At 33.5% G+C, this 18,632-nt stretch carries 24 protein-coding genes; all 24 read left to right on the top strand.

What is annotated here, in order from left to right; genetic code table 11:
- Window positions 1-34 precede the first annotated feature (34 nt).
- The 24 genes from codY to flhB all read left to right on the top strand — a co-directional run bounded on the left by codY (window position 35) and on the right by flhB (window position 18,627).
- Window positions 35-814: a GTP-sensing pleiotropic transcriptional regulator CodY gene (gene codY, locus B5V89_RS04400; protein WP_107920826.1), complete on the top strand. Its 780-nt coding sequence runs from the start codon at window positions 35-37 to the stop codon at window positions 812-814.
- 396 nt (window positions 815-1,210) lie between these two features.
- Window positions 1,211-1,603 (top strand): flagellar basal body rod protein FlgB, encoded by a 393-nt coding sequence (gene flgB / locus B5V89_RS04395; protein ID WP_066233026.1) that lies wholly within the window; start codon window positions 1,211-1,213, stop codon window positions 1,601-1,603.
- Between the two features lie 2 nt (window positions 1,604-1,605).
- Entirely contained in the window at window positions 1,606-2,055 is a 450-nt protein-coding gene (flgC, locus tag B5V89_RS04390; protein ID WP_066233028.1) for a flagellar basal body rod protein FlgC, read from the top strand.
- A 14-nt stretch (window positions 2,056-2,069) separates the two neighbouring features.
- A complete protein-coding gene (gene fliE / locus B5V89_RS04385; protein ID WP_107921073.1) occupies window positions 2,070-2,378 on the top strand; it encodes a flagellar hook-basal body complex protein FliE in 309 nt (102 codons plus the stop codon).
- A gap of 67 nt (window positions 2,379-2,445) precedes the next feature.
- A complete protein-coding gene (gene fliF / locus B5V89_RS04380; RefSeq protein WP_107921074.1) occupies window positions 2,446-4,038 on the top strand; it encodes a flagellar basal-body MS-ring/collar protein FliF in 1,593 nt (530 codons plus the stop codon).
- A 12-nt stretch (window positions 4,039-4,050) separates the two neighbouring features.
- Window positions 4,051-5,064 (top strand): flagellar motor switch protein FliG, encoded by a 1,014-nt coding sequence (gene fliG, locus B5V89_RS04375; RefSeq protein WP_066233034.1) that lies wholly within the window; start codon window positions 4,051-4,053, stop codon window positions 5,062-5,064.
- Window positions 5,057-5,824 carry a flagellar assembly protein FliH gene (gene fliH, locus B5V89_RS04370; RefSeq protein ID WP_066233039.1) on the top strand — a complete coding sequence of 256 codons (768 nt, stop codon included), beginning with the start codon at window positions 5,057-5,059 and terminating at the stop codon, window positions 5,822-5,824. Before fliG ends, fliH begins: the two co-directional genes overlap by 8 nt.
- Window positions 5,821-7,131: a flagellar protein export ATPase FliI gene (gene fliI / locus B5V89_RS04365; RefSeq protein WP_066233042.1), complete on the top strand. Its 1,311-nt coding sequence runs from the start codon at window positions 5,821-5,823 to the stop codon at window positions 7,129-7,131. Before fliH ends, fliI begins: the two co-directional genes overlap by 4 nt.
- 10 nt (window positions 7,132-7,141) lie before the next feature.
- Window positions 7,142-7,588 (top strand): flagellar export protein FliJ, encoded by a 447-nt coding sequence (fliJ, locus tag B5V89_RS04360; RefSeq protein ID WP_066233045.1) that lies wholly within the window; start codon window positions 7,142-7,144, stop codon window positions 7,586-7,588.
- Between the two features lie 9 nt (window positions 7,589-7,597).
- Window positions 7,598-8,200 carry a MotE family protein gene (locus B5V89_RS04355; protein ID WP_066233049.1) on the top strand — a complete coding sequence of 201 codons (603 nt, stop codon included), beginning with the start codon at window positions 7,598-7,600 and terminating at the stop codon, window positions 8,198-8,200.
- Window positions 8,201-8,231: 31 nt separating this feature from the next.
- Window positions 8,232-9,494: a flagellar hook-length control protein FliK gene (locus B5V89_RS04350; RefSeq protein WP_108070649.1), complete on the top strand. Its 1,263-nt coding sequence runs from the start codon at window positions 8,232-8,234 to the stop codon at window positions 9,492-9,494.
- Between the two features lie 8 nt (window positions 9,495-9,502).
- Window positions 9,503-10,141, top strand: coding sequence for a flagellar hook assembly protein FlgD (flgD, locus tag B5V89_RS04345; RefSeq protein ID WP_066233055.1), 639 nt, complete (start codon window positions 9,503-9,505; stop codon window positions 10,139-10,141).
- Between the two features lie 12 nt (window positions 10,142-10,153).
- Window positions 10,154-10,549 (top strand): TIGR02530 family flagellar biosynthesis protein, encoded by a 396-nt coding sequence (locus tag B5V89_RS04340; RefSeq protein WP_066233060.1) that lies wholly within the window; start codon window positions 10,154-10,156, stop codon window positions 10,547-10,549.
- Window positions 10,550-10,630: 81 nt separating this feature from the next.
- Window positions 10,631-11,854, top strand: coding sequence for a flagellar basal-body rod protein FlgF (gene flgF / locus B5V89_RS04335; protein ID WP_108070647.1), 1,224 nt, complete (start codon window positions 10,631-10,633; stop codon window positions 11,852-11,854).
- Between the two features lie 20 nt (window positions 11,855-11,874).
- Window positions 11,875-12,123: a flagellar FlbD family protein gene (locus B5V89_RS04330; protein WP_373454650.1), complete on the top strand. Its 249-nt coding sequence runs from the start codon at window positions 11,875-11,877 to the stop codon at window positions 12,121-12,123.
- Window positions 12,110-12,538, top strand: a complete 429-nt coding sequence (gene fliL, locus B5V89_RS04325; protein WP_066233068.1) for a flagellar basal body-associated protein FliL — start codon at window positions 12,110-12,112, stop codon at window positions 12,536-12,538. The genes B5V89_RS04330 and fliL overlap by 14 nt, the downstream gene beginning before the upstream one ends.
- Before the next feature lie 34 nt (window positions 12,539-12,572).
- Window positions 12,573-13,571: a flagellar motor switch protein FliM gene (gene fliM, locus B5V89_RS04320; RefSeq protein WP_107921077.1), complete on the top strand. Its 999-nt coding sequence runs from the start codon at window positions 12,573-12,575 to the stop codon at window positions 13,569-13,571.
- Window positions 13,561-14,721: a flagellar motor switch phosphatase FliY gene (gene fliY / locus B5V89_RS04315; protein ID WP_108070645.1), complete on the top strand. Its 1,161-nt coding sequence runs from the start codon at window positions 13,561-13,563 to the stop codon at window positions 14,719-14,721. The genes fliM and fliY overlap by 11 nt, the downstream gene beginning before the upstream one ends.
- Window positions 14,722-14,744: 23 nt before the next feature.
- Entirely contained in the window at window positions 14,745-15,107 is a 363-nt protein-coding gene (locus B5V89_RS04310; protein WP_066233078.1) for a chemotaxis protein CheY, read from the top strand.
- A 25-nt stretch (window positions 15,108-15,132) separates the two neighbouring features.
- Entirely contained in the window at window positions 15,133-15,819 is a 687-nt protein-coding gene (locus B5V89_RS04305; protein WP_107921079.1) for a flagellar biosynthetic protein FliO, read from the top strand.
- On the top strand, window positions 15,812-16,477 hold the full coding sequence (fliP, locus tag B5V89_RS04300) for a flagellar type III secretion system pore protein FliP (RefSeq protein WP_107921080.1): 666 nt from the start codon (window positions 15,812-15,814) through the stop codon (window positions 16,475-16,477). The genes B5V89_RS04305 and fliP overlap by 8 nt, the downstream gene beginning before the upstream one ends.
- 16 nt (window positions 16,478-16,493) lie before the next feature.
- Entirely contained in the window at window positions 16,494-16,763 is a 270-nt protein-coding gene (gene fliQ, locus B5V89_RS04295; RefSeq protein ID WP_066233090.1) for a flagellar biosynthesis protein FliQ, read from the top strand.
- A 4-nt stretch (window positions 16,764-16,767) separates the two neighbouring features.
- Entirely contained in the window at window positions 16,768-17,544 is a 777-nt protein-coding gene (fliR, locus tag B5V89_RS04290; protein ID WP_066233093.1) for a flagellar biosynthetic protein FliR, read from the top strand.
- Window positions 17,545-18,627 carry a flagellar biosynthesis protein FlhB gene (gene flhB, locus B5V89_RS04285; protein WP_066233096.1) on the top strand — a complete coding sequence of 361 codons (1,083 nt, stop codon included), beginning with the start codon at window positions 17,545-17,547 and terminating at the stop codon, window positions 18,625-18,627.
- The last annotated feature ends 5 nt before the right edge of the window (window positions 18,628-18,632 follow it).

The following is an 18,632-nucleotide window of genomic DNA, read 5'->3' as shown; positions in this document are numbered from 1 at the left end:
AAATGAAGTAATGAATCCACTAGGAGGAAGAAAAATGAATTTATTAGACAAAACAAGAAAAATTAATGCAATGTTACAAAAAGCTGCTGGGAAGCCAGTTAATTTTAATGAAATGTCACAAACATTAAGTGAAGTAATCGAGGCAAATGTTTATGTTGTTAGCCGTCGCGGAAAGCTATTAGGATTTGCGATTAATCAACAAGTTGAAAACGAACGTATGACAAAAATGTTAGAAGATCGTCAATTCCCTGAAGAATATACAAATAGTCTTTTCAGCATAAATGAAACATCACCAAACTTAGATGTAAATAGTGAATATACAGCATTTCCGGTAGAAAATAAAGAAATTTTCCAAAATGGATTAACAACAGTAGTTCCAATTATCGGTGGAGGAGAAAGATTAGGTACTTTAATTCTTGCTCGTCTTCAAGAGAAATTCCAGGATGATGATTTAATTCTAGCTGAATATGGTGCAACGGTAGTTGGAATGGAAATTCTACGTGAAAAATCTGAAGAAATTGAAGTTGAAGCTAGAAGCAAAGCGGTTGTTCAAATGGCAATTAGTTCGTTATCATATAGTGAATTAGAAGCAATTGAACATATTTTTGAAGAGTTAAATGGCAAAGAAGGTTTATTAGTAGCTTCAAAAATTGCTGACAGAGTAGGTATTACACGATCAGTAATCGTCAATGCGCTTCGTAAATTAGAAAGTGCCGGAGTAATTGAATCAAGATCTCTTGGTATGAAAGGTACGTATATTAAAGTTTTAAATGATAAATTCCTTGTTGAACTTGAAAAATTAAAATCAAATTAAGTTTTCGTCGAGTTTCGACAATCAAAAACCACCAATGAGTTAATCATTGGTGGTTTTATTATGTTTATATAATATTCTAAACGGTTAATTTCAGATATTTGTGAAAATGGACTAGTAATAAAGACCTAAAAAATAAATTTAATAAAAATCCCAATAAATCACAGTAGTTAATAGAATTAAAAGTTGCTAAAATTAGAAAAGTAAATAATGACATGACATGTAGAGAAATGGGCATATGCCAAAAGTCCTATTTTTAATAAAACAAAAGAAAATTTAATGTAATTTTTATTCATAGCATGGACAGGCTGAATATTTAACTTTAAAATAATATTAGTTTGTAAAAAGAATGTCATATAAAATCAAAAAATGTCAAAGAAAAGTAAGAGGTGTCACAAATTGGATTTATTTTCCAATACATTCAATACATTAGAACGTGCATTAGATTATTCCTCATTAAAGCAAAAAGTTATTGCTAATAATATTGCAAATGTTGATACTCCAAATTATAAACCGAAAGACGTTAGTTTTAAACAGATGCTAGCGAAACAGTTGAATCAACCATTTGAAGCAATACGAACGGATTCAAGGCATTTTGAATTTCAAAATACGACAAATGATTCGGTTATATCTACACAACAAAATATTGAGTATAACGAAAATGGAAATGGTGTGGACATTGATAAAGAGATGTCAGATCTTGCAACAAACCAAATATACTATGATGCGTTATCTAATCGTATTAGTGGAAAATTTTCAACATTACAGACAGTAATTAGAGGTGGGAAATAATTATGTCTATGTTTAATGGTATGGGGATTACTTCCTCCGCTCTAACTGCACAACGATTAAGGATGGATGTTATTTCCTCTAATATGGCGAACGTCGATACAACAAGAGGAAAATTAGTAAATGGAGTATGGGAACCATATAAACGTAAAATGGTCGTACTTGAGCCGAAATCTAATTCTTTTACAAGTTATTTTCAAACAGCTCTAAATAATCAAAATGGCATTGGTGGGGTTAAAGTAAATAAAATAGTCGAAGATAATACACCTTCAAAAATGGTTTATGATCCAGAAAACCCTGATGCCAATCAAGATGGTTACGTTAGCTTACCAAATGTTGATCCACTGAGGGAAATGGTGGATTTAATGAGTGCTACCCGATCATATGAGGCAAACGTAACTGTTCTAAATGCGTCCAAATCGATGATGATGAAAGCTTTGGAAATAGGTAAATAACAGGAGGAGTACTAATGGCTATACAAAATATTAATTCGGTTGCTACTAATATTTTACGACCGTTGGAACAAAAAAATATCCAATCGCCGAATACACAATCACAAGTCAAATTTTCCGATTTTCTAAAAAAATCAATTGAAGATGTGAACCAATCACAAATTGATTCAGATATTTTAACAAAAAAAATGGCTAATGGTGAAAATGTTGATTTACATCAAGTAATGATTACTGCTCAAAAAGCTAGTATTACTTTACAAGCGGCATTAGAAATTAGAAATAAAGTAGTTGAAGCTTATCAAGAAACAATGAGAATGCAAGTTTAATAGCTTGCTAGTACTAATAATATATTTTATATTTATTCTTTTTTTGTTTGATATTGGAGGATAGTTAATGAATGAGAAATTAAAAAACTATTCAGTCAAGATGAAAGACTTTTGGAATAATTTATCGAAAAAACAAAAGATCGTAGGTATCTCCTCCATTTTGCTAGTTATATTTTTAATTGCAATTATTACATTTTTTACTACTAGAACGACTATGGTACCCCTATATAGCAATCTAACCCCATCGGAAGCAGGTTCAATCAAAGAAAGCCTTGATTCAAAAGGGATTCAATCCGAGGTTGCTGATGGCGGAAAAACGATTAAAGTACCTGAAGAAAATGTTGATTCGTTAAAAATTGAATTAGCTTCAGAGGGAATCCCGAAATCTGGAAGTATTGATTATTCTTTCTTTAGTCAAAATGCCGGTTTTGGCATGACTGATAATGAATTCGATGTAGTTAAATTGGAAGCTATGCAAACAGAATTATCTAACTTAATTAAGGAAATTGATGGTGTTGAAGATGCCAAGGTAATGATTAATATGCCTAAGAAAGAAATATTTGTAAATGATAAAAATGCCGAAGCATCCGCATCAATTGTATTAACGACGAAACCTGGTTATGAATTTAATCAATCACAAATAAAGTCCCTATATAACTTGGTATCGAAAAGTGTCCCTAACCTATCTAATGATAATATCGTCATTATGAATCAAAATTTTGAGTATTTTGATTTAAATAATGATAATAGTACGGGAAATACATTTACTCAACAAATGGATATAAAACATCAAATTGAGCGTGATATTCAAAGGCAAGTTCAAACGATGCTAGGAACAATGATCGGTTATGACAAAGTTGTAGCATCCGTAACTGCCGACATCGACTTTACTCAAGAAAATCGTGAGGAAAACTTAGTCGCGCCAGTTGATAAAGATAATATGAAGGGTCTTGAAATTAGCGCCCAGAAAATTACTGAAACGTATTCAGGAAAAGGTGCATCGGCAGGTGGAGTTCCTCAAGGTTCAGACCCGGCTGATTCCCTAGGAAGTAGTTATGTATCTGGTAGTGACTCTAATGGAGATTATGAAAAAGTACAGGACTCCGTCAATTATGAAGTGAATAAAATTCATAAACAAGTCGCAGAAAGTCCTTATAAAATAAGAGATCTTGGAATTCAAGTAATGCTTGAACCACCTGATCCGAAAAATCCGAACTCATTGCCTCAAAGTACAAAGGATGACGTATCGAAAATATTATCCACGATCATTAGAACATCGATTGATAAAAAGGAAGCTGCAAATATTAGTGACCAGGATCTTGAAAATAAAATTGCTGTTTCGGTCCAACCTTTTGATGGAAAAATGAAAGAAACTGCTAGTAATAAGTCGAAAATTCCGTGGTGGGTGTATCTCATTGGTGGATTACTTTTATTAGTAATAATCGTGTTAATTATTTTCATGCTGCGATCTAAAAAGAAGGCAGCTACTGAAGAAGATGATGAAGATTTACTTGAGCAACCTGAACCTGTTCGAATCGCAGATGTTAATGAGGAACATGAAACAGAAAGCTCATTAAGAAAGAAACAATTGGAAAAAATGGCGAAAGAAAAACCAGATGAGTTTGCAAAATTATTAAGAACTTGGATTTCAGAGGATTAAAGGGGGATAAAAATGGCGAGTAGAGAAAAAGGTTTAACTGGAAAACAAAAAGCCGCTATCCTTCTCATATCACTTGGTCCAGATGTCTCTGCATCAGTATATAAGCATTTATCTGAAGAAGAGATTGAAAAATTAACTCTGGAAATTTCGGGAGTAAAGAAGGTTGAATCTCACACAAAGGAAGACATCTTTGATGAATTCCATCATCTAGCTTTAGCGCAAGATTATATTTCACAGGGTGGAATTGGATATGCAAAAACAGTGCTTGAAAAAGCATTGGGAGCAGAACAAGCGGAAACAATTATTAATCGGTTAACTTCATCCTTACAGGTACGACCATTTGATTTTGCAAGGCGAGCGGATGCTGGACAAGTACTAAATTTTATTCAGAACGAACATCCGCAAACTATTGCTCTTATTCTATCCTATTTGGAACCTGAAAAATCCGGGCAAATTCTATCTGAATTACCACAGGATGTTCAGGCGGATATTGCGAGACGGATTGCATTAATGGATCGAACTTCTCCGGAAATTATTAGTGAGGTTGAAACCATCTTGGAGCAGAAATTATCAGCAACTGTTACACAAGATTACACGCAAACTGGTGGAATCGAATCAGTCGTTGAAGTGTTGAATGGTGTAGACCGAGCAACAGAAAAAACCATTTTGGATGCGCTCGAAATCCAAGACCCGGAGCTAGCTGAAGAAATTAAAAAGAGAATGTTCGTATTTGAAGATATCGTTACATTGGATAATCGATCTATACAACGTGTTATTAGAGAATGTGAGAATGAGGACTTGTTATTGGCCTTAAAAGTTTCAAGTGATGAAGTGAAAGATGTTGTTTATAGGAATATGTCAACGAGAATGGTAGAAACATTTAAAGAAGAAATGGAATATATGGGACCAATCCGCTTAAAAGATGTAGAAGAAGCACAATCGAGAATCGTTTCAATCATTAGAAGATTAGAAGATGCTGGTGAAATAATCATTGCTCGTGGTGGAGGGGACGACATTATTGTCTAGAATCATTAAGTCACGTACATCAGTCAATGAAAATAGAGTAGGAAAAGTAATTGGTATTAAAGACATATCACAATTTGATTCACTAGGAGAAATAGAAGCAGAAGGACACTTGGAAATTGAAAAGAAGAAAATTTTAAACCATTTCCAAAAACAAGCAAAAGAAGTCTTACTAGCGGCTGAACAAGATGCCGAAGAAATGAGAAAAAAAGTCGAGTTGGAACGAAATGAATGGATAGAGGAAAGAGCGAGATTAGTTGAAGAAGCTAAATCAGAAGGGTTCCAACAAGGTTTTCAAGAAGGCCAAAAGCAGGGGTTTGATCAATATAATCATTTAATTGAAACAGCAAATCGCATTACCGATGAGATGCGACAAGAATTTGCGAGACATATTGAATCCTCTGAGAAAGTCATTTTAGACCTTGGCATGAAAGCAGCAGAAAAAATATTGCAAGAAACTTTAAAGGAACATCCTTCATCATTTGTTTCTCTTGTGAAACAAGTAATAAAGGAAGCAAGGGAAAATAAGGATATACAAATTTATATTCATCCGAATCAATTTAGTTTAGTCATTCAAAGTAAAGAAGAATTAGACGCATTATTACCAAATAATCAGCAATGTTATCTCTATTCCGATGATCAATTGAATGAATATCAATGCCTGATAGAAACGAGCCACGGAAAAATTGATGCAAGTATTGACAGTCAACTTTCTGAGTTAAAGCTGAAACTTATGGAAATTATTGAGGGTGTTCACTCATGAAAGCAATCGATCTAGTTTCGTTAATACCAGATATCGAAACATATAAGCGTTACGGAAAAGTAAAACGTGTTGTCGGATTAATGATTGAATCATTAGGTCCGGAAAGCTCTATCGGCGATGTATGTTGGATTCATTTGAATGGAAAAAAACAAACTCGGAAAATCCAAGCGGAAGTTGTTGGATTTAAAGATGAATTTGTTATTTTAATGCCTTATTCAGATATACAAGAAATTGCCCCGGGCAGTCTAGTAGAAACGACTTCAAAGCCGTTAGAAATAAAAGTCGGTTCAGCTTTAAAGGGTAGAGTAATCGACTCTTTAGGGAATCCAATGGATGGTTCAGTATTACCGAAGGGAATGAAGTCTGTTCCAACTGAACAAAGCCCGCCAAATCCTTTAAAAAGGCCGCCAATATCTGAGGGGATTGAAGTAGGTGTACGAGCTATCGATAGCCTATTAACGGTTGGAAAAGGACAAAGAATCGGTATTTTTGCCGGTAGTGGGGTAGGAAAGAGCACACTGCTCGGCATGATTGCTCGCAATACGAAAGCAGATATTAATGTTATTGCATTGATAGGAGAACGTGGTCGTGAAGTCAGGGAGTTTATTGAGAGAGATCTAGGACCTGAAGGACTCAGCAGATCAGTCGTTATTGCAGCCACATCAGATCAACCCGCACTTATGCGTATAAAAGGTGCATTTACAGCTACTGCGATTGCAGAGTATTTTCGTGATAAAGGGTTAAACGTCATGTTTATGATGGATTCTGTTACACGTGTGGCAATGGCACAAAGGGAAGTCGGGCTTGCAGTAGGTGAACCACCGGCGACAAAAGGATATACCCCATCTGTTTTTGCAATCTTACCGAAATTATTGGAGCGTACGGGGACTAACGAAAAAGGAACGATAACAGGTTTTTATACGGTATTAGTTGATGGTGATGATATGAATGAGCCGATTGCCGATACCGTTCGAGGAATTTTAGATGGCCATTTTGTACTTGATCGAAATTTAGCAAATAAAGGACAATTTCCTGCGATTAATATTTTAAAAAGTATTAGCCGTTTAATGAATCATTTAGCTACAGATTCGCATAAAAATGCCGCTGAAAAAGTTAGGGAATATTTAAGCACCTATATTAATTCGGAAGACTTAATTAATATAGGTGCTTATAAACGAGGTGCATCTAAAGAAATTGATGAAGCAATTGAAAGATATCCGGAAATTATTTCATTTTTAAAGCAAAAAACGAATGAAAAAATTACGATGGAAGAAAGCATCGAAGCAATTATCAACCTTGCGGAATAGAGGATAACCAATGAAATATCAATATAAATTCGAAAAAATATTATCCCTAAAAGAAAGGGAAAAGGATGAAGCCCTTTCAACTTATCAAAAATCTGTCAAACGGTTTGAAAATGTAGCGGAAGAGTTATATCAATTATTAAAGAAAAAAGAAGATTTACTAGACTTTCAAACATCAAAATTAGAAACCGGACTATCTATTCAAGAAATTAGACATCATCAACGTTTTATTACGAACTTAGAAAAATCTATCAAACACTATCAGGATCTTGTCATTAATGCAAGAAATCAAATGAATTGGTATGAACAAAAATTACAAGAAAAAAACATTGAAGTGAAGAAATATGAAAAATTGAAGGAAAAAGATTTTGAGAAATATCTATTTTTACTACAGGAAATAGAGAACAAGCAAATAGATGAAATATCAACTCAAATTTATTTTCATCGCATTGGAAACTAGGTGATTCAAATGAGCAAAGTGATGAATGAACAAAATGAAAAGAAATCAAAGAATAAGTTTCAGTGGTTTGTATATGTTATCTTTATTCCTTTATTATTTGCTATTTTTATCGGCTTAGTTGTAGCTCAAGTAGCTGGTGTAAATGTTTTTGAAAAGGCGAAAGATATCGGTGCAAAGTTTTCGCTTGCTTCATCATCAAATAAAGATACAAGCAGCGGTAAAAGTATTAAGAAATATGAAGATAAAATTGTCGATTTGCAAGCAGAAATTGAGAATAAAAATGCTGAATTAACACAATTACAATCCAAAATTGACAGTCAGGATTCCGAAAAGAAGCAACTTTTGCTAGAACAGAAAAGACTTCAAGATGAAATTATAGAATTGAAGCAAATTCAAGATAAAAACAAAAAAGCTTTTTCGGAAATAGTCCGTACGTATGAAACAATGTCTGCTAAAAATGCTGCACCGATCATTATGAATATGAACGATAAAGAAGCATTAAAAATTCTATCCAATATGAAATCAGATGTATTGGCAAAAGTAATGGAAAAAATGCCTGCTGACCGTGCGGCAAAATACACTGAATTGCTTAGTGCAAATACAACTAAGTAATTATTTTAGTCGATTGAAAGGAGGTGAACAAGTGAATATTGGAGTTTTACAAATGCCAGTTCAAGTTCCGGTTCAACAAAAATTAGGTCAAATAGGTCAAGCACAACAGTCTAAAGGATTCAAAAGTGCATTTGATATGATGGTGAGTCCACAAAATGGAATGAATTCCGATGGTGAACAGAATCTACTTGAAGCATTAAATGAGGTACTAACGTTATTAAAAAACGGATTCATGAAAGATGATAATAGTACGGGACTATTACTTAATGAAACAAAACCAACTGAGGATCAAATTAGTGAAGTATTAGGCTTACCAAAGGAAAAATGGCAAGAACAATTATCTACCTTAATAGATGAACTTCTTTCGCTAATTGGAAATAATCCAATACAGTCGACTCAATTGTTATCGATAAAAAAATCAATGCAAGACGGTGAGTACATAAAAGGTGCAGCCGATTTATTAACCGTTCTTTCAAACTTGCCGAAAGAGACTTTTAAACATTTGAATCCGGATTTTTTGCATATCGCTGCCAAAACAGGTGTAGTAATTGAAAGTTTGGCGAAACAAATGGATCTTTCTAAAAATGATTTAAAAAATGTATCAGTTCTCAAAGAATCAATGCAAACAGTCATTTCAAAATTAGAAACGATTCTTGCGAAAGACAGTAATGAGAATAAAAATACCATTTTACAAAATACCTTTCAAAGGGTATTTGTTGATAAGCAAGAAGCAATTAAAAATAGCACGAATAGCAATTCAAAAACAGAGATAAGTGAGCAGTCTTTATCTAGTCATGTTCCAATGCAGCAAATCTCGAAAATAGAGCAATTTGCAATTCATGTAAATAGGGATTCTAAACCAGTTGATTACCAACAATTTGTAAAAGACTTTTCTAATATTATTGGAAAATCACAATTACTTAAAGGTGATGGTACAAATAAGCTGTTGATTAAACTATATCCTGAGAATCTCGGATCATTAAGAATTGAAATCTTACAGGATAAAGGAATGATAACGGCTAAATTGTTTGCATCTACAGGTTCCGCAAAGGAATTACTTGATTCCCAACTACATCAATTAAAAAATGCTTTTACACTACAAAATATCCAAGTAGATAAAATTGATGTTCTATATGGTGAGGCTGAGGCGCAGAGATTTGAACGTGGTGGCAATGAATCCGGGAAACATCCATTTGAGCAAGAGCAGCAAACACAAACGAGTGAACATGAAGATGAAAATAACGTCCAATTTTCAGATTTTTTACAAGAGAGTTTACTAGAAGAGAAAATATAGGTGATGATATGGCAAATACAATCGATCCAAATCTAATGTACTCTAGTACGCAAAATGCAAAAAGAAAAACGGGTTCGGATATTTTAGGTAAAGATGATTTCTTAAAAATATTAATGGTGCAATTGCAAAATCAAGATCCATTAAATCCGATGCAAGATAAAGATTTTATTGCACAAATGGCCACTTTTTCATCATTAGAACAAATGACGAATATGAGTAAATCAATGGAAACATTTGTAGATATGCAACAGCAGAACCAATTAGTTACATATTCGCAATTCGTCGGTAAAGAAATTACATGGCACAAAATAGTGGAAGATAAAAATTCCGAAGATGGAACCAAAGTTTTACAAGGGAAAGGGACTATAAAAGGAGTTCGATTCATTGAAAATTCAGTCAAGTTTATTTTAGATGATGGAACTGAATTAGATCCCGCTAATATTTCCCAAGTAAATACACAAAGTAAAGAAAATGCTTTAATACAAGCAAGTTATTTAATTGGAAAATCTGTAACTTGGCTCGACGATGATGGAAAGGAACAAAAATCAATTGTAAAGTCTGTTTCTGCAAAAGACGGAAATACTTGGCTCGTATTAGATAATGACAAGAAAATAAAAGCAGACCAATTAACACAAATTGAAAATTAAGGATGTGGTTTAATGGATAGACCAATATTTAGTCAAGTTCCATTACATCCAATTACGTCGAAACAACCTATTCAGGTTTCAAACAGTAAAACGAATGCAGGAAAAGCACCTTTTTCTGAGCATTTAAACAAGGCAATATCGAAGCAATCGACAAAATTGACAATAAGTAAGCATGCTAGTGAAAGGCTAAGACAAAGAGGTATTCAAATAGATTCAAGTCAATGGAATAAAATTGGTCAAAGAGTTTCTGAAGCTAAAAATAAAGGAATAAATGAATCGCTTGTCATTGTGAAAAATGCTGCCTTAATTGTCAGTGCAAAAAACGAAACGGTAATTACAGCGATGAATTTACAAGAAGCAAGTGAACAAATATTCACTAATATAAACGGTGCAATCATCGTTAATTAATTTATTCGACTGGACCGAGAAGGAAGTCGAAAGCTGTTGACCGATAGATACAGCTAAACCATTTCGAGAGGGGAAAACAAAATGTTACGTTCCATGTATTCAGGAATAAGTGGTATGAAAAATTTCCAAACAAAATTAGACGTAATTGGAAATAATATTGCAAACGTAAATACGTACGGTTTTAAAAAAGGTCGTGTGACTTTCAAAGACACAATGAATCAAACAATTTCAGGTGCTAGCGGAGCAACCGATAGTAAAGGTGGTAAAAATCCGATGCAAGTCGGCTTAGGATCAACCCTTGCATCTATTGATATTGTTGATACACAATCAAGCCTACAAACAACTGGTAGATCACTTGATTTAGCAATCGACGGAGACGGATACTTTATCGTAAAAAATGGCAATTCAAATCTTTATACACGTGCAGGGAATTTTTATCTAGATAATACTGGAACTTTGGTAAACAGTGACGGAATGAAAGTTCAACAATACGACAGAACTGGTAATTTGAAAGATATTGTAGTTGACGTGAATTCTATTTTGCCTTCTCAATTGACTGATGCTATTAAAATAGTTGGTAATTTGCCTAAAAGTGTTAGTGGAATAACTGAACAAACTCAACAGATTGAAGTAGTCGATGCAAAAGGCGTGAAACATGTACTAGAATTAAAAACTAGTTCAAACAATGGAAAGACATGGAAATTGACATTTGAGGATAAATCATTAGATGCACCACCAGCAAATAAACCGGATGATAATAAAGTTTCTATCAATCTTGTTTATGATGCAGCTAATAATAAATGGACCCAAAACGGAACAAAAATAAAATTAAAATTAAATGATGGAACTGGAAAGGCAGTGCTGTCAAATGATATTAATTTGGATCTAACTAAATTAACCTTCGGCGGTGAAAATTTAAATGCTGTTTTTACGCCAAATGGACAAATACAAGGATCTCTTGAAAGTTTTAATATCGGTTCAATGGGTGAAGTAAATGGCGTCTATTCCAACGGAAAGGTTATCCAATTAGGGGTTCTAGCGTTAGCTAAATTTAGTAATCCGGCTGGTTTACAGAAAGCTGGTAATAACTTATTTCAAGCAACGGTTAACTCAGGTACAGCAAATTACGGTAATCCAGGTGATGGTCTTGGAACACTTGCTTCCGGTTCACTTGAAATGTCAAACGTCGATCTTTCGGAGGAATTTACTGAAATGATTGTTGCACAACGTGGTTTTCAAGCAAATACCCGAATTATTACAACATCTGATGAAATTTTGCAGGAATTAATTAATCTAAAACGATAATTAGGAGGAACAGGACTAAGTTGTCATGCCTTAGTCCTGAAATATTTATGATAACTGTAACAAAATTAAAAGGGCAAAGTTTTATATTAAATGCCCTTTATATTGAAACAATTGAAGCATTTCCTGATACGACCATTACATTATTGAATGGACATAAATATGTCGTTTTAGAAACGGTGGAACAAGTTCAAGAACAAATTTATCAGTTCTACCGTTCTATTAATCTTATCGGTACGTTAAATCAGGAGGTGATAAATGATGAAGAATAAAATGATTGCTACAAGTATTACGATTATTTTAGGAATAGTATTGGTCGGTGCAATTGCAATTATTATTATTAATAAAATGGATACGAAAAAGGAAACTACCGAGCCTTCCATTGAGGAAGTTGTAGAAAATTCTTTAGATGTACCTGAAATTACGACAAATTTAAAAGATAATCATTTTATAAAAATTGCCTTAAAAATAGAGACAAATAATAAAAAAGCAAAAGAAGAATTAGAAAAACGTGATTTTCAAGTGAAGGATTCCGTTATCGAAGAACTTTCTGAAGTAACATCTAATGATTTAAAAGGAAGAAAAGGAAAAGAGAAATTAACAAATACGTTAAAAACAAAAATTGATCATTATTTACAGAATGGTAATGTTGTAAAAATATATATAACCTCCTATGTAATACAATAAATAACTAAAAACCAAATAAGGGAGGTGTAGACTATTGTCAGGTGAAGTACTATCACAAAGCGAAATTGATGCCCTATTAAGTGCCTTGTCAACGGGAGAAATGAATGCTGAGGATATTAAAAAAGAGGAAGAAACGAAGAAAGTAAAGGTATATGACTTTAAAAGAGCTCTACGCTTTTCTAAAGATCAAATTAGAAGCTTAACAAGAATTCATGAAAATTTTGCGAGATTGTTAACAACCTATTTTTCAGCACAGCTACGGACATTTGTTCAAATAACGGTAGCTTCAACAGATCAGATTCCATTTGAAGAATTTGTTCGTTCAGTACCAAAAATGACAATATTAACTTCCTTTGATGTTCCGCCATTAGATGGAAGAATCATAATGGAAATTAACCCTAATATCGCATACTCCATGCTAGACCTTGTAATGGGTGGAAAAGGGACCAGTGTCAATAAAGTTGATAATTTGACTGAAATTGAAAAGAAAATTATGTCGAACTTATTTGAACGCGGATTTGAATATCTAACGGAAGCGTGGGTAAATATAACAGAAATTGAGCCAATGTTAGTTGATTTTGAAGTAAACCCACAATTTTTACAAATGGTATCTCCGAATGAAACAGTTGTTGTAATTTCTATGAATACTGTAATTGGGGAAACGAGTGGAATGATTAATCTTTGTATTCCACACGTAGTGTTGGAACCAATTATCCCCAATCTATCGGTTCACTATTGGATGCAAAATAATAGTTTGAAAGAAAAAGAACCTAAAGAAACAGAGAAGATTGAAAAAAACATTAAGCAAGCTATTATTCCACTTGTTGCTGAATTAGGTACTAGTGAAATTACAATTGAAGATTTTCTGAATTTGAATATAGGAGATGTTATTCAATTGGATCAAAATATTAATGACCCTGTAATTGTAAAAATAGAGGGAATCCCAAAATACATTGCACAAACGGGAAAAAGAGGTAAAAAAATGGCCGTTCAAATATTACAAGATGTGAAAGGGGGAGAAGATGATGAATAACATGCTCTCACAAGATGAAATTGATGCTCTTTTACGTGGTACTGCTGATGATGAAGAAGAAAATGCAACATTGAATGTCGACGATTACTTAACATCAATGGAAAGAGATGCACTAGGAGAGATTGGAAACATCTCGTTTGGAAGCTCAGCTACAGCATTATCTACTCTATTATCACAAAAGGTGGAAATTACTACTCCTACAGTTACAATTGTAGAAAAATCTAAATTAAAAGATGAATTTCCACATCCGTATATTTCTATTCAAGTTAAATATACAGAAGGCTTTTCCGGGATAAATATGATGATCATTAAACAATCCGATGCTTCTGTAATTGCTGATTTAATGCTTGGTGGAACTGGACAATCATCTGAAACGATGGATGAAATACATCTAAGTGCTGTACAAGAAGCAATGAATCAAATGATGGGTTCGGCTGCTACATCGATGTCTACAGTATTTAATAAGCGTGTTGACATTTCTCCACCAACAGTCGATATTTTAAATTTAAATGCAGGTGAAGGAACTGAAAATATACCTGATCAGGATTTAATTATTAAAATTTCTTTTCGATTAAAAGTAGGAGATCTAATTGATTCCTCAATCATGCAAGTTTTACCGCTAGATTTTGGGAAAAGATTAGTAGATGACCTATTTAACACCAATGAAACGAAAGAAACAAAAAATCCACAAAATAGTTATGACGCGATAAACGAACAAGTAGTTAGTCATACAAACGTAGATTCATTTAGTGGGAAACAAACGGTACAACCTCAGGCAACACAACCAATAAGACAGCAACCCTCTAATACGAATACTGAGAATAATATACAACAAAATGTTCAACCGGCTGTTTTTTCTAGTTTCGATGAACAACAGCTTGCTGCACCTGAAACAAGAAATTTAAATATGTTATTGGATATTCCACTTCAAGTATCGGTAGAACTGGGCAAAACAAAAAGATCAGTTAAAGAGATTCTTGAATTGGGCTCGGGGTCTATTATTGAATTGGACAAACTCGCTGGTGAGCCAGTCGATATATTAGTGAACAGGCAATTGATTGCACAAGGGGAAGTAGTTGTAATTGATGAAAACTTTGGTGTGAGAATTACAGATATTGTTAGTCAGAGAGAAAGAATAAAACAAATATAAGCTTTATAACGGAGGATATAAAAATGGGAAACAGAATATTAGTTGTAGATGATGCTGCATTTATGAGAATGATGATTAAAGATATATTAACAAAAAATGGCTTTGAAGTAGTGGCTGAGGCAGCTGATGGTGCGCAAGCAGTTGAAAAATATAAAGAATTAAAACCAGATTTAGTAACAATGGATATTACGATGCCGGAAATGGATGGAATTACTGCATTGAAAGAAATTAAAGGCATAGATCCAAGTGCGAAAATAATTATGTGCTCAGCAATGGGACAACAAGCAATGGTTATTGATGCTATTCAAGCTGGCGCGAAAGATTTTATCGTGAAACCTTTCCAGGCTGATCGTGTAATAGAAGCAATTCAAAAAACACTGGCTTAATTGATAATAAGAGGGTGTACGAAACGTGCGAAAAGCGGTATTTAAACTATTGACACTCATTTTACTCATTACACCTCTGTATGGGCAACATATTGTCGCCCATGCGGAGGCAAATAATGGGAATGTTCAAGACTGGTTTAAACAACATTCAAATGAATCTCAGAAGGATTCAAAAAAGGAATCCGAAAAAAACACAAAAAGTGCGGATAGTATTGCAAAATCTAATCATTCCATCATCACAGTATGGGATGGAGTCAAAATGGTTTTTGCGTTAATATTTGTTATTGCCTTATTATATTTTTTACTTAAATTTATTAATAAAAAAAGTCGTTCGTATCAGCAGAACCGATTAATACAAAATTTCGGAGGCACTCCATTAGGAGGTAACCGATCATTACAAATCGTTAAAGCAGGAAATAGAATACTGATTTTGGGTGTCGGCGAAGATATCCATTTACTTAAAGAAATTGAAAATCAAAAAGAAGTTGAAGAGTTTATCCAATACTACGAAGATCAAGTCGATCAGTCGCTTGAACCGAGAGATATGATTACAAAATTAACAAATAAATACAAACAGAAAAAGTCGGATAATAATTCTTCCAAATCACCTTCTTTTCAACATATATTGAAAAATCAACTGGAAAATATGAATAAAGAAAGAAGAAAAACGATGAACAAGATAGACGCGAAGGAGCAAGAAACAGATGAATGATTTTATGCAGTTTTTTAATAATAGTTCACCTGATAATGTTTCGACAGCAGTAAAGCTCCTTCTTTTGTTAACAGTATTATCTTTAGCTCCTAGTATATTAATCTTAATGACTTCTTTTACAAGAATTGTGATTGTTTTATCCTTTGTTCGTACATCATTAGCGACACAACAAATGCCACCAAATCAAGTGATTGTTGGCTTGTCATTATTTCTTACATTTTTTATTATGGCACCGACATTTAGTGAGGTAAATCAACAAGCTTTAACACCTTTATTTAATGATAAGATCACTTTAGAACAGGCTTATGATAAAGCAAGCGTTCCATTTAAGGAATTTATGAGTAAATACACGCGACAAAAAGATTTAGAGCTTTTCCTTGATTATTCACATGCAAAACAGCCAGAAAAAGTAGAAAACATTCCAATTACAGCTTTAGTTCCAGCGTTTGCATTAAGTGAGATTAAGACTGCATTCCAAATTGGTTTTATGATTTTTATTCCTTTTCTAGTAATCGATATGGTTGTTGCAAGTATTTTAATGTCTATGGGGATGATGATGCTACCCCCTGTTATGATTTCTCTACCGTTTAAAATATTATTATTTGTTTTAGTCGATGGATGGTATCTCGTAGTTAAATCATTATTACAAAGCTTTTAAAGATAGGTGATTGAAAATGAATTCGGATATGGTCATATCCATTGCTGAGAAGGGGATCTATGTTACTTTAATTGTTGCCGGGCCACTTTTATTAGTTGCGTTAATCATTGGCTTAATTGTCAGCATATTTCAAGCAACAACACAAATACAAGAACAAACACTCGCGTTTATCCCGAAAATTGTGGCAGTTTTGATCGGGCTTGTACTTTTTGGGCCATGGATGTTAAGTCATTTACTATCCTATGCAACAGATATTTTCGCAAATCTAACAAGATATGTAGGTTAAGATAATGGAGCAACTTATTCCATCTTTTACGGTCTTCTTACTGATTTTTGTCCGTATATCAGCTTTTTTTGTTACTATGCCCTTTTTTTCCTATCGAACAATTCCGGCTGTCTATCGGATTGGCTTTGCCTTTTTTTTAGCATGGTTAATGTATTATACGATGGATGTTCATGGATTTGAAATTAATGGAAAATATATTTTGCTAATTATTAAAGAAGCAATGGTCGGGCTTTTTATTGGATTTATCGCATACTTGATTTTATCAGCGATTCAAATTGCCGGAGGGTTTATTGACTTTCAAATGGGATTTGCAATTGCCAATGTGATTGATCCACAAACAGGAACGCAAAGTCCATTAATGGGTCAATATTTATATAGTTTTGCTTTATTATTGTTACTTGCGGTAAATGGTCATCATATTATTTTAGACGGAATATTTTACAGTTATCAATTTATCCCTATTGATAAAGCATTATTCTCATTTGGAGATGCCAGTGTTGTCGATTTTATTATGAAAACATTTAGTAAGATGTTTGTTATTGCTTTCCAAATGTCGATTCCTGTCGTAGCGACTATCTTTTTAGTGGATATTGCATTAGGAATAATTGCTAGAACGGTGCCACAACTCAATATTTTTGTGGTCGGATTCCCGGTAAAAATAGCGGTCAGTTTTATCGTCTTAATTATCGTGATGGGCGTCATTTTTTCTGTATGCCAGCAATTATTTGCATCTATGTTTTACACGATGAGAGATGTCATGAAATTAGTAGGTGGTTCATAAATGAAGTTGCTATCGCTTGACTTACAATTTTTTTCCGGAGAAAAAACAGAAAAAGCAACCCCTAAAAAGCGGCAGGATGCTAAAAAAAAGGGACAAACGGCTAAAAGTCAAGACATCAATACAGCAGTAGGACTTTTAGCAGTATTTTTATTTTTATTATTTGGTTCGTCATTTATTGGAAATCATATTTTTAATTTTTTCCGTTCTTCTTTTCAACATTTATTATTAGTAGATTTAACTGAAAATAATTTTCATGTACTTGTAGTAGAGGTTTTAAAGGAAATAGCCATAGTATTAGGTCCGATTCTACTTGTAGCATTTATAGCGGCAATCGTTTCTAATTTCGCTCAAATAGGATTACTATTTTCCCCGGAAAGTATCGCACCTAAACTAGAAAAGCTTGATCCAATTAAAGGTTTTAAACGAATCTTTTCAATGAGGGCTATTGTTGAATTGCTTAAGTCTATATTGAAAATATTATTTGTCGGCGTTGTTACATTTATCGTTCTCTGGACTAGAATTGACGAAGTATTGGGATTATCCTATAAGTCAGTTGGGGATGCAGTCAAGGTTATTATTAATCTAGCATTACAAATGGGTGTAGCTGCATCCATTGCACTTTTATTTTTGGCTGTTTTTGATTTTTTATATCAAAAATTTGACTTTGAAAAAAATATTCGAATGTCAAAACAGGATATTAAAGACGAGTACAAAAATAGTGAAGGTGACCCATTAATTAAATCGAAAATAAAGCAAAGGCAGAGGGAGATGGCGATGCGAAGGATGATGCAAGAAGTTCCAAAAGCCGATGTCATTATCACAAACCCGACCCACTTTGCCATTTGTTTAAAATATGATGAGAACAAGCAAGATGCTCCATACGTGATTGCCAAAGGCGTTGATTTTGTAGCAGAAAAAATTAAAAAGATCGCAAAAGAACATGAAATCATTATGGTTGAAAATCGTCCATTGGCAAGGGCCTTATATGATCAGACCGAAATTGGTGATGCAATTCCAGAAGAATTTTTTAAAGTTGTAGCTGAAATTCTTGCATATGTTTATCGAATCAAAAATAAAATTTAGTTTTT

The organism is Heyndrickxia sporothermodurans, assembly GCF_003055045.1.
In the GTDB taxonomy this organism is placed as follows: domain Bacteria; phylum Bacillota; class Bacilli; order Bacillales; family Bacillaceae_C; genus Heyndrickxia; species Heyndrickxia sporothermodurans.
This window is presented reverse-complemented; position numbering and strand designations above follow the sequence as displayed.

Bases quoted from the DNA above. Each gene is read 5' to 3' on its own strand.
- codY (WP_107920826.1), top strand. From the start codon at position 35: ATGAATTTATTAGACAAAACAAGAAAAATTAATGCAATGTTACAAAAA.
- flgC (WP_066233028.1), top strand. From the start codon at position 1,606: ATGTCTATGTTTAATGGTATGGGGATTACTTCCTCCGCTCTAACTGCA.
- fliE (WP_107921073.1), top strand. From the start codon at position 2,070: ATGGCTATACAAAATATTAATTCGGTTGCTACTAATATTTTACGACCG.
- fliF (WP_107921074.1), top strand. From the start codon at position 2,446: ATGAATGAGAAATTAAAAAACTATTCAGTCAAGATGAAAGACTTTTGG.
- fliG (WP_066233034.1), top strand. From the start codon at position 4,051: ATGGCGAGTAGAGAAAAAGGTTTAACTGGAAAACAAAAAGCCGCTATC.
- fliI (WP_066233042.1), top strand. From the start codon at position 5,821: ATGAAAGCAATCGATCTAGTTTCGTTAATACCAGATATCGAAACATAT.
- fliJ (WP_066233045.1), top strand. From the start codon at position 7,142: ATGAAATATCAATATAAATTCGAAAAAATATTATCCCTAAAAGAAAGG.
- B5V89_RS04355 (WP_066233049.1), top strand. From the start codon at position 7,598: ATGAGCAAAGTGATGAATGAACAAAATGAAAAGAAATCAAAGAATAAG.
- flgD (WP_066233055.1), top strand. From the start codon at position 9,503: ATGGCAAATACAATCGATCCAAATCTAATGTACTCTAGTACGCAAAAT.
- B5V89_RS04340 (WP_066233060.1), top strand. From the start codon at position 10,154: ATGGATAGACCAATATTTAGTCAAGTTCCATTACATCCAATTACGTCG.
- flgF (WP_108070647.1), top strand. From the start codon at position 10,631: ATGTTACGTTCCATGTATTCAGGAATAAGTGGTATGAAAAATTTCCAA.
- fliL (WP_066233068.1), top strand. From the start codon at position 12,110: ATGATGAAGAATAAAATGATTGCTACAAGTATTACGATTATTTTAGGA.
- fliY (WP_108070645.1), top strand. From the start codon at position 13,561: ATGATGAATAACATGCTCTCACAAGATGAAATTGATGCTCTTTTACGT.
- B5V89_RS04310 (WP_066233078.1), top strand. From the start codon at position 14,745: ATGGGAAACAGAATATTAGTTGTAGATGATGCTGCATTTATGAGAATG.
- fliP (WP_107921080.1), top strand. From the start codon at position 15,812: ATGAATGATTTTATGCAGTTTTTTAATAATAGTTCACCTGATAATGTT.
- fliQ (WP_066233090.1), top strand. From the start codon at position 16,494: ATGAATTCGGATATGGTCATATCCATTGCTGAGAAGGGGATCTATGTT.
- fliR (WP_066233093.1), top strand. From the start codon at position 16,768: ATGGAGCAACTTATTCCATCTTTTACGGTCTTCTTACTGATTTTTGTC.
- flhB (WP_066233096.1), top strand. From the start codon at position 17,545: ATGAAGTTGCTATCGCTTGACTTACAATTTTTTTCCGGAGAAAAAACA.